Raw genomic sequence first — 10,177 nt, 5'->3', positions numbered from 1 at the left:
GGCGGCACACGCCGTTACGGACCCGACGACGCACCCCCGACGGGACGGTGGTTCCGCGAATTCGGTTGCGGCCCCGCCACGAATCGATCAATCGTCGATATCGGCCGGACGGTGCGTGCAATCATGATCGCACGCCGATCGATCATGATCGGCACGCCCGATCCACGACCTTCGCGCCGGTATTCCGGCGGGTCGCTTGCAAGGGGGTGAGTGTCCGTGACCGACCGTCACCACACTGCGGCGGACGCACCGCCGACCCGGGCCGCCGCCGAACTGGCCGATCTGCGCGCCGAACTCGACGACATCGACCGGGCCCTGCTCGACGGGGTCCGCGCCCGCCTCGAGGTGTGCGGACGCGTCGCCGAACTCAAGCAACGCCACGGCCTCGACGTCATGCAACCCGGCCGCATGGAGGTCGTGCACCGCCGCGCCCAGGACTACGCGCACCGGCACGGCCTGTCCGGCGACTTCGTGCGCTCGCTGTACACCCTGCTCATCGACGAGGCCTGCCGGGTCGAGGACCGCATCGTCTCCGGCAACGACGCCGCGGAGCGGGTCGTCTCCGGCAACGACGCCGCGGAGCGGGTCGGCTCCGGTCGCCGCGGCGACGGCACGAACTGAGGCCCGTCGTGTCCGCGCCCCGACCGATCCGCACGCTGTTGATCGACAACTACGACTCGTTCACCTACAACCTCTACGACCTGATCACCCGCGTCAACGGCATCCCGCCGCGAGTGCTCACCAACGATCGCAGCTGGGACGAGCTCGTCGCCGAACCGTTCGACAACATCGTCATCTCCCCCGGACCGGGCCGGCCCGACCGTGCCCGGGACTTCGGGATCAGCGCCCGCGCCCTCACCGACGCCGGGGTACCGCTGCTCGGGGTGTGCCTGGGCCATCAAGGGCTGTGCCAGCTGTTCGGCAGCGCCGTGATCACCGCACCGGAACCGGTGCACGGCCGCACCAGCCCGATCCTGCACGACGGTACCGGTCTGTTCGCCGGGCTGCCGTCACCGTTCGAGGCGGTGCGCTACCACTCGCTGATCGCCGACCCGGTCCCCGCGGACCTCGTCGCCACCGCCCGCACCCCGGATGGGCTGCTGATGGCCGTCGCGCACCGGCACCGCCCGCTGTGGGGGGTGCAGTTCCATCCCGAATCGATCGGCACCGCCCACGGCGCGCAACTGCTCGCCAACTTCCGCGACGCCACCCCACCGCGCCACCCGATCACCGTCACCGACCCCGCCGAACCGGAACCGGCACCCGAACCGACCCCGCGCTACGTGCTCGCCAGCCGCCGGCTGCCGCTGCACCCCGACCCGTCCGCCGTCTACGAGGCGCTCTTCGCCGCCGGGCCGCACGGTTTCTGGCTCGACGGCAGCGCCGCGCTGGATCCGCAGTCGCGGTTCACCGTCCTCGGCAACGGCGCCGGACCACGCGCCGACTATCTGACCTACCGGGTCGGTGAGGGCATCGTGCGCGAACACCGCGCCGACGGCACCGTCGAGGAACACCGCCGCCCCGTCTTCGACCATCTCACCGCCCGGCTCGCCGAGCGTCGCGTCGCCGCCCGCGACGACCTGCCGTTCGGGTTCGCGCTCGGCTATGTCGGCTATCTCGGTTACGAACTCAAGGCCGACGCCGGCGCGCAGCTCGTGCACACCTCCCCCTACGCCGACGCCGCGCTGGTCTTCGCCGACCGGGCGGTCGTCGTCGACCACGACGGGTGCTGCTGCTATCTGCTGGCCCTGACCGAGGACACCGACGATCCCGAGACGCTCGCCTGGTTCGACGCGACCGCCGCGATCCTGTCGGCGCTGCCCGAACCGGCGACCGACGAGCAGATCCCGGTGCCGCTGATCGGCGCGGACGGTGGGTCGCAGCTGCGGCTGCGGCACTCCCCGCAGCGCTATCTCGATCTGATCGCCCAGTGCCAGAACGAGATCCGCAGCGGCGAGACCTACGAGGTGTGCCTGACGAACACCGTCACCGTCGACGGCGGCATCGACCCGCTGAGCACCTACCGGGTGCTGCGCCGCATCAGCCCCACCCCCTACAGCGCGCTGCTCGACTTCCCCGAGGTCGCGGTGCTCAGCGCCTCCCCGGAACGGTTCCTGCGGATCGACGCCGACGGCACCGTCGAATCGAAACCGATCAAGGGCACCCGCCCGCGCGGCCGCACCCCCGGCGAGGACGCGGCGCTGCGGGACGGACTGCACGCCAGCGAGAAGGACCGCTCCGAGAACCTGATGATCGTCGACCTGGTGCGCAACGACCTGTCGCGGGTGTGCGTGCCCGGCTCGGTGCACGTGCCGGCGCTGTTCGCGGTGGAAACCTATGCCGCGGTGCACCAGTTGGTGTCCACGGTGCGCGGCACCCTGCGCCCGGACGTCTCGGCCGTGGACTGTGTGCGCGCCGCCTTCCCCGGCGGGTCGATGACCGGCGCCCCGAAGCTGCGCACCATGGAGATCATCGACAAGCTCGAGGACGGCCCGCGCGGGGTATACTCCGGAGCGATCGGATATCTGTCGCCGACCGGCGCCGCCGATCTGTCGGTGGTCATCCGCACCCTCGTCGCCACCGCCCACGAGGTCACCTTCGGGATCGGCGGGGCGATCGTGGCGCTGTCCGATCCGGACGACGAACTCGAGGAGACCCTCGTCAAGTCCGTGGTGATGCGCCGCTGCCTCGCCGCGACCCGCGACACCACCCCGACGAACGGATCCGGCGCGGTCGGCTCCGCGGACCCGGCCGATCTCGTCGACGGGCCGCCGGCGCTGCCCGGGCGGGCCGGGCCGTGACCACGCCCGGCCGGGTGGTCGTCGCCGGCGGATGCGGCGCCGTCGGTGCCCTGCTCACCGCCGCGCTGCGCGAGGCCGGCCGTCCGGTGCTCGTCGTCGACCCGGCCGCCGACCCGGCCGCCCCCGGAATGCTGCGCGCCGATCTGACCGCCCCCGACACCCGTCTGGCCGCGGCACTCGACGGCGCCGACATCGTGGTGCTCGCCGTCCCCGACGTCGTCGCCGGTGCCGCCCTGCCGGTGCTCGCGCGGCTGCTGCCTCCGCACGCCCTGTTGGTGGAGACGCTGTCGGTGAAGACCCCGATCGCCGCGGCGCTGCACACCTACCGGCCCGGCGCCCCGGCGCTGGGCATCAACCCGATGTTCGCTCCCGACCTCGGGTTGCCCGGCCGACCCGTGCTGACGGTGCGCCACCACGACGCTCCGGTGGTGGCCGAGTTCGTCGCGGCGCTGCGCGACTGGGGTGCCATGGTGGTCGAGACCACCGCCGACGAGCACGACCGCATCACCGCCGCCGTGCAGGTGCTCACCCACGCCGCGATCCTCGCGTTCGGTATCGCTCTGGACCGGCTCGATGTGCCGGAGGCCGCCGCGCAGGTCGCCGCGCCGCCGCACACCGTGCTGCGGGCGCTGCTCGCCCGCGTCGCCGGTGGCACCGCCGAGGTCTACCACGACATCCAGCTCACCAACCCGTACGCCGCCACCGCCCGCCGCGCCCTCGCCGAGGCGGTCGCCGATCTCGACGCCGCCACCGACGCGCTGCCCGACTTCGCGGCGCTGCTCGACCGGGCCCGCGCCGCGCTCGGCGACGGGCAACCCGCCGCCGCGCAGCTGTGTGCGCAGCTGTTCGCGGCGCTGCCCCGCGATCCGGGTGCGGTCGGCGGTTCCCGCGAGGAAAGGAGCCGGACATGAGCAAGTCCGACATCCCCGGCCCGCAGCTGCGCGCGCCGGAACTCCCGCAATACGATCCGTCCGATCCGGCGGAGAGCGCGGTGATCGCCGGGCTGACCCGCTCGTGGCCGCGCCGCGCCGCCGTCAAGAAACCCGAGGTCGACCTCGACGCGCTGTTCGAGGCGGACCGCGCCGACTATCCCGAGCAGATGCTGCCCTTCGCCGAACATCCGCGTTATCTCGCGCTCGACGAACAACAGCAGGCGCGGCTGCGGGCCTGGGCGTGGATCGCCTACAACAAGAGCGTCGTCGACATCGAACAGCACGTCGTCAACCCCGGCTTCGCGTTGATCACCGAGGACGCCTTCGGTATCGGCCCGTCCGACACGGTGGTCACCGGGGTGCTCCAGGCGATGGTCGACGAGCAGTACCACACCCTCATGCACCAGCAGGCCAACGTGCTCACCCGCCGCCGCCGCGGCTGGGCGCTGAAGGAGTCGGTGCTGCCGCCGTGCCCGACCGTGCGCGAGCATCGCGCCGCGGTCGCGCACGCCGAGACCCCGCGGGACGCGGCGTTGGTGCAGCTGGCGTTCACCACCGTCGCGGAGACTTCGATCAGCGCCTATCTGGCGTTGCTCACCACCGACCCGGAGCTGCAACCGGTCAACCGCGCGACGGTGGCGGTGCACCGCCGCGACGAGCTGTGCCACGCCTCCCTCGCGGGTGGGCTGCTCACTGCGGTGCTCACCGAACTCGACGACACCGATCGGGTGCGGCTACTCGACGCGCTCGGTACCGCGGTCGCGGCGTTCACCGGCGCCGACACCTCCACCTGGGCGGCGATCATCGCGCACGAGAACATCCCCGGCGGCGACGAGCTGGTCGCCGACACCATCGCCGTGACCGAGGGCCGGCCGGTGGTGCAGGACTGCAGCGCCATCCGCCGGCTGTGTGCGGGCCTGGGGCTCGGGGACGAACTCGACGCCCGCTGGCCGTGGCCGCGCAGCGCCTAGGGCATCAGGTTCAGCGGCCGAGCAGTGCCCGCAGGCGCGCGAGGCGGCTGCGCAGCCCCCACACGGTGACCCGGACGAGGGCTTCCTGCACGATGTTGCCGTTCATCTTCGACTCGCCGATCTCGCGTTCGGTGAACGTGATGGGCACCTCGGCGACGGTGAACCCGGCCTGCAGGGTGCGCCACGCGAGATCGACCTGGAAGCAGTAGCCGTGCGAGGCGATCGCGTCGAGGTCGAGCTTCTCGAGCACCTCGCGGCGGTAGGCGCGGTAGCCGCCGGTGATGTCCTGGATCGACACCCCGAGCGCGAGGCGGGAGTAGATGTTGCCGCCGCGGGAGAGCACCTCGCGGTGCCACGGCCAGTTCACCACCGTGCCGCCGGGCACGTAGCGGGAGCCGAGCACCAGATCCGCGCCGGCGTCGACCTTCTCGAGCAGCAGGTGCAGCTGTTCGGGGGCGTGGCTGCCGTCGGCGTCCATCTCCACGAGCACCGTGTAGTCGTGCGCCAGACCCCACCGGAAACCGGCGATGTAGGCGGCGCCCAGACCGTTCTTCTCGGTGCGGTGCAACACCGCGATGCGCTCGTCGGCGGCGGCGAGGTCGTCGGCGAGGTCGCCGGTGCCGTCGGGGCTGCCGTCGTCGACGACGAGGACATGGGTGTGCGGCAGCGCAGCGTGCAGCCGGGTGATGATCCGACCGAGGTTCTCCCGCTCGTTGTAGGTCGGAATGATCACCAGGGTGCGGGCGCTGGGTGCGCTGTCGTTCCCGGCCGGCGTCGCCGCTGCCATCAGAGGTCCTCCTTGTCGAACCGGCCACCGGCCGGTGCTCCTGCTGCGCCGGTGCTGGTGCGAGCTGCCGCACCGGCCTTCTCCCGCCGTCCCCGCACCAGGGCGAGAGCGGTGGCGGCCACGGCCGCGGCGCAGAGCAGAAGCTCCGGCGCCACTCCGAGCCGACTAGCCAGCGTAACGTCTGCACGCACGGGCACCTGCGCCACCAGGGCATCGGGCACGAACAACGGTGTGCTCTGCTGCACCCGACCGTCCGGATCGACGATCGCGCTGACCCCGCTGGTCGCCGCGACGATCACGGCCCGGCCGTGCTCGACGGCCCGCACCCGCGACATCGCCAGCTGCTGGTAGGTCATCTCGGTGTCGCCGAAGGTGGCGTTGTTCGTCGGCACCGCCAGCAGTTGCGCGCCGGCGGCGATCGAGTCGCGGAACGCCCGGTCGAAGGCCACCTCGTAGCAGGTCGCCACCCCGATGTCGATGCCGCCGGCGGTGACCATGCCGTCGCCGTCGCCGGGCACGAAATGGCCGGCGCGGTCGGCGTACTCGGAGAACAGGCGGAAGAACGACCGCCACGGCAGGTATTCGCCGAACGGCTGGATGATCTTCTTGTCGTGCCGCTCCCCCGGACCGGTCTGCGCGTCCCACACGATCACCGAATTGGTGGTGGTGCGGTCGCCGTTGACGAGCACCGCCCCGACGAGGATCGGCGCATCGATCGCGGCGGACGCGGCGGAGATGTCGCGGGCGGCATCGGCGTTGCGCAGCGGATCGATATCGGAAGCGTTCTCCGGCCAGATCACCACCTCGGGGGCCGGGGCCCGTCCGGCGGCGACGTCCTCGGCGAGCGCGAGAGTGCGGGCGACGTGGTTGTCGAGCACCGCCTTGCGCTGGGCGTTGAAGTCCAGGCCCAGGCGCGGCACGCTGCCCTGGATCGCCGCGACCGTCACCGTCGACGACTCGTCGGTGGTGGTGCGCACCAGCGGCCACACCGCCGCGGCGAGCAGCGGACCGAGCAGCGTCACCGCGACCGGCACCGTCCAGGCCCGCACCGTCCAGGCCCGCGCCGGGCGGGGACGGCGGTAGGCGGTCAGGGCGAGGGCGGCGAGCCCGGCACCGGTCGCGGCCACGGCGAACGACACCAGCGGGGCGCCGCCGACGACGGCGAGGGAGACGAACCCACCGTCGGGTTGGCCGAACGCCAGCCGACCCCACGGGAACCCGCCGAACGGGACGCTCGAGCGCAACCATTCGGTCAGGCTCCACGCCGCCGCGATCCACAACGGCGCGACCGGCAACGACCGCAGGTGCACCACCAGCGCCCCGAACAGGCCGACGAAGACCGCCTCGGCGGCAGCGAGCGCCAACCACGGCAACGGACCGACGTACACGCCGATCCACGGCAGCAGCGGCACCAGGAAACCGAGGCCGGCGAGATAGCCGTAGCCGAACCCCGCGCGTCGCCGCAGCGGTACTGCAGTCAATACACCGACCAGGAGCGCGATCCCGACGGGGGCGAGGAACCACAGCGGACGCGGCGGGAACGACGCGAACAGCAACACTCCCGCGACGACGGCCAGCAGCGCACGCAGCGCGACGACACGCACCGCCCGCACGGTGACCGTCGCGAAGGGCCGGCCGGTCACCGCGCGTACACGACCCGGCCGCGGTGCACACTGCGCACCAGCACCGGATCGGCGGTGCCCGGGGTGAGATCCGGCAGCGGCGCCACCCGCGACCGCGGATCCGTCGACCACCGCTGCACCGAATCCTTCGGGGCGCTGACCACGAGCTCCCCGACCTCCCAGATCGCATACGACGCCGGCGCACCCGGATCGAGGGTGCCGGCCAGACCGTCACGGACCCCACCGGCGCGCCACGCGCCGCGGGTCGCAGCGGCGAACGCCGCCCGCGGCGAGATCCCGCTGCCCTCGGTGCGGTGGTGCACCGCCGCCCGCAGCATCGGCCACGGCCGCGGCGCCGTCACCGGCGCATCGGAGCCGAACGCCAACGCCAGACCGGTCGCCGCCAGCGGCGCGAACGCGTTCAGCGCCGCGGCGCGGTCGGCGCCGAGCCGCTGCGCGTACATCCCGTCCGGCCCGCCCCACAGCGCGTCGAAGCTCGGCTGCATGCTCGCGATCACCCCGTACCGCGCCAACACCTCGGCCTGCGCGACGGTCAACGATTCGACGTGCTCGAGCCGATGCCCGCGCGCGGCGAGCGCCGGTCCCCCGACCTCCGCGGCGACCGTCTCGAACGCCGCGACCGCGGCGGTGGTCGCCGCGTCACCGATGACGTGGAAACCGGCCTGGATGCCCGCCGAGGTGCACGCGCGCACGTGCGCGGTCAGTTCGTCCTCGGTCAGATAGGTGGTGCCGCAGCAGTCCGGCAGGTCGTCGTAGGGGCGGGCCAGCGCGGCGGTGTGCGAGCCGATCGACCCGTCGACGAACAGATCCCCGCCCAGGGCGTCGGCGCCGGTCTCGGCGCGCAGCTGCGCGGCTTCTTCGCCGGTGCGCACCGCCTGCCCCCAGTAGCCGCGCACCTGCACCGGATGGTCGGTGCCGAGCAGTTCGGTGAAGTCGTCGAGCCCGGAGATGTCGGGGCCGGCGCATTCGTGCACCGCGACGTAGCCGTGCGCGGCGAAATCGTCCAGCGCCGCCAGGCGGGCGCGGGCACGCTGCGCGGCGGTCAACCCGCGGCGGGCGGCGCCGCGCACCGCATGGTGTGCCGCGGCGGTCAGCGGCTGCTGCGGATCGAAGCCGGCCAGCTCGTCGAGGGGTTCGGCGGCGGCCCGCAACGCGCTCGACGCCGCCGCCGAATGCGCATCGATCCGGCCGAGATAGACGAGCCGGGCCGGGGCGGCGGCATCGAGGTCGGCGGTGGTCGGCGGGGTCGGGTCGGGCCAGCGGGTCTCGTCCCAGCCGTGCCCCCAGATCACCGCGTCGTCGTGCGCGTCGGCGTGCGCGCGGACCCGGCGCAGCGCGTCGTCGCGGTCGACGGCGTCGGTCAGGTCCAGCCCGGTCAGGGCCAGGCCGTGGCTGGTGGTGTGCACGTGGGTGTCGACGAAACCGGGGGCGACGAACGCGCCGTGCAGGTCGACGATCTCGGCGTCCGGGTGCAGGGCGCGGCCGGGCCGGTCCTGCCCGACCCACACGACCGTGCCGTCGGTGACGGCCATCGCGGTGGCATCGGGGGCACCGGCGCTGTAGATGCGGCCGCCGACGAGAAGCTGGGTGTGCGGTGCAGGGCTCACGAGTGCCCAGTCTGCCCGGTTACCGCTCTTCGCGGCGGCGCGGGGTGTCCACGATCTCCCCTTCGAGCACGGTGCCACGGTCGTCGACCTGCTCGGTCACGGCCGGACCACCGGTCAGGTGCGGGGCACCCCCGACGACGCTGTGATCGACGACCTGCCCGTCGACCACCACCAGCCGCTGCGCGGAGAACCCGGTGGCGCGGGCCCGCCGCGCGACCAGCGTGCGCACCGCCGGACGCAGCGCGGCGCGGGTCGGCAGCAGCAACACCACCCCGAGCACGGTGCTGACGATGCCGGGGATCAGCACCAGCGCCGCGCCGGCGCCGATGAGCGCACCGTCGGTGAGCACCTGCTCCGGGGAATTCGCGTGCGGTGCCCGGCCGCCGCGCAGTTCACCGAGGTTGCGCAGTGCCCGGCGCCCCAGGGCGGCGAGCACGAGGTAACCGGCGGCACTGACACCGAGGAAGATCAACACGGTGGCCAGGGCGCCGAGGGTGGAGCCGAGCCAGGCCAGCACCGCGATCTCCGCCACGACGTAGAGCACGAACAACAACGGGTACACGGCGGGGTTTCCTTCCGTCGGTGGTTTCTGTCCGGTCAACGAACGAGCCACCGGTTTTGCTCCCGCACCCGCCCCCCGGATGCGACGCGTGATCGAATGGCCGCCATGACTGCAGGTGACTGGGCGTTGCTGATGACCGCCGCGACGGCCGCCGGATGGGTGGACGCGGTGGTCGGCGGCGGCGGGCTGATCCTGCTGCCCGCCCTGTTCCTCGTCGCCCCGCAGTTGACGCCGCAGGCGGCGCTGGCGACGAACAAGCTCACCGCGATCTGCGGGACCGGCGCGGCGGTGCTGACCTTCGCGCGGCGCATCCCGCTGCGCTGGTCGCTGCTCGGCCCCGCCGCCCTGGTCGCCGCGCTGGCCGCCGCGGCGGGGGCGGCGGCGGTCTCGCTCATCGACCGGGAGGTGTTCATCCCGATCGTGATGGTGGTGCTCGTCGCGGTGGCGGTGTTCGTCACCGCCCGCCCGAAACTCGGCACCGGCAGCATCCGCCGCCCGTCGACGCTGCGGTTGGTCACCGTCGTGGTCACGGCCGCGGCGGTGATCGGCTTCTACGACGGGATCCTCGGGCCCGGCACCGGCACCTTCTTCATCATCGTGTTCGCGGCGATGCTCGGCAGCGAGTTCGTCACCTCGGCGGCGATGGCGAAGGTACTCAACTTCGGCTCGAATCTCGGGGCGCTCGTGCTGTTCGCCGTCGGCGGGCACGTGTGGTGGGCGCTCGGGGCGGCGCTGGCGGTGTGCAATGTCGCCGGATCGGTGCTCGGCTCCCGGATGGCGCTCGCACGCGGCGCCGGATTCGTGCGGGTGGTGCTGCTGGTCGTGGTGATCGCCATGGTGATCCGGCTCGGCATCGAACAGTTCGGCTGAGCCA

9 protein-coding genes are annotated in these 10,177 nt (G+C 72.9%); 5 read left to right on the top strand and 4 right to left on the bottom strand.

Translation table 11 applies throughout. The annotated features are described in order from the left end of the window. The first annotated feature begins 216 nt into the window (after window positions 1-216). The 4 genes from ACNJ7K_RS15460 to ACNJ7K_RS15445 are packed head-to-tail and all read left to right on the top strand — an operon-like array spanning window position 217 to window position 4,704. The gene (locus ACNJ7K_RS15460; protein WP_487041871.1) at window positions 217-621 is read left to right on the top strand and encodes a chorismate mutase; all 405 of its coding nucleotides are present in this window, start codon (window positions 217-219) and stop codon (window positions 619-621) included. Between the two features lie 8 nt (window positions 622-629). Further along, window positions 630-2,801: an aminodeoxychorismate synthase component I gene (gene pabB, locus ACNJ7K_RS15455; protein WP_487041870.1), complete on the top strand. Its 2,172-nt coding sequence runs from the start codon at window positions 630-632 to the stop codon at window positions 2,799-2,801. Next, window positions 2,798-3,712 carry a prephenate dehydrogenase dimerization domain-containing protein gene (locus tag ACNJ7K_RS15450; RefSeq protein ID WP_487041869.1) on the top strand — a complete coding sequence of 305 codons (915 nt, stop codon included), beginning with the start codon at window positions 2,798-2,800 and terminating at the stop codon, window positions 3,710-3,712. The genes pabB and ACNJ7K_RS15450 overlap by 4 nt, the downstream gene beginning before the upstream one ends. Next, window positions 3,709-4,704 carry an AurF N-oxygenase family protein gene (locus ACNJ7K_RS15445; RefSeq protein WP_120282865.1) on the top strand — a complete coding sequence of 332 codons (996 nt, stop codon included), beginning with the start codon at window positions 3,709-3,711 and terminating at the stop codon, window positions 4,702-4,704. Before ACNJ7K_RS15450 ends, ACNJ7K_RS15445 begins: the two co-directional genes overlap by 4 nt. A gap of 10 nt (window positions 4,705-4,714) precedes the next feature. On the opposite strand, the gene ACNJ7K_RS15440 is transcribed toward ACNJ7K_RS15445, so the two are convergent. From ACNJ7K_RS15440 to ACNJ7K_RS15425, 4 genes are read right to left on the bottom strand one after another with little or no spacing between them, the layout of a single operon-like run. Next, entirely contained in the window at window positions 4,715-5,491 is a 777-nt protein-coding gene (locus ACNJ7K_RS15440) for a polyprenol monophosphomannose synthase (protein ID WP_120282863.1), read from the bottom strand. Further along, complete coding sequence (gene lnt, locus ACNJ7K_RS15435; protein WP_487041868.1) at window positions 5,491-7,134, bottom strand: apolipoprotein N-acyltransferase; 1,644 nt, start codon at window positions 7,132-7,134, stop codon at window positions 5,491-5,493. The genes ACNJ7K_RS15440 and lnt overlap by 1 nt, the downstream gene beginning before the upstream one ends. After that, complete coding sequence (locus ACNJ7K_RS15430; protein WP_487041867.1) at window positions 7,131-8,741, bottom strand: amidohydrolase; 1,611 nt, start codon at window positions 8,739-8,741, stop codon at window positions 7,131-7,133. The genes lnt and ACNJ7K_RS15430 overlap by 4 nt, the downstream gene beginning before the upstream one ends. A gap of 19 nt (window positions 8,742-8,760) precedes the next feature. After that, window positions 8,761-9,303 (bottom strand): FxsA family protein, encoded by a 543-nt coding sequence (locus ACNJ7K_RS15425; RefSeq protein WP_159418181.1) that lies wholly within the window; start codon window positions 9,301-9,303, stop codon window positions 8,761-8,763. Between the two features lie 105 nt (window positions 9,304-9,408). On the opposite strand from ACNJ7K_RS15425, the gene ACNJ7K_RS15420 reads away from it, so the two are divergent. Continuing rightward, window positions 9,409-10,173, top strand: a complete 765-nt coding sequence (locus ACNJ7K_RS15420; RefSeq protein WP_120284331.1) for a TSUP family transporter — start codon at window positions 9,409-9,411, stop codon at window positions 10,171-10,173. Window positions 10,174-10,177: the final 4 nt, after the last annotated feature.

This window comes from Rhodococcus shunpengi, assembly GCF_048381395.1.
GTDB lineage: Bacteria > Actinomycetota > Actinomycetes > Mycobacteriales > Mycobacteriaceae > Rhodococcus.
This window is presented reverse-complemented; position numbering and strand designations above follow the sequence as displayed.

What these genes read in the sequence shown, in the direction of transcription:
- ACNJ7K_RS15420 (WP_120284331.1), top strand. Translation starts at nt 9,409, where the DNA reads ATGACTGCAGGTGACTGGGCGTTGCTGATGACCGCCGCGACGGCCGCC.
- ACNJ7K_RS15445 (WP_120282865.1), top strand. Translation starts at nt 3,709, where the DNA reads ATGAGCAAGTCCGACATCCCCGGCCCGCAGCTGCGCGCGCCGGAACTC.
- ACNJ7K_RS15440 (WP_120282863.1), bottom strand. Translation starts at nt 5,491, where the DNA reads ATGGCAGCGGCGACGCCGGCCGGGAACGACAGCGCACCCAGCGCCCGC.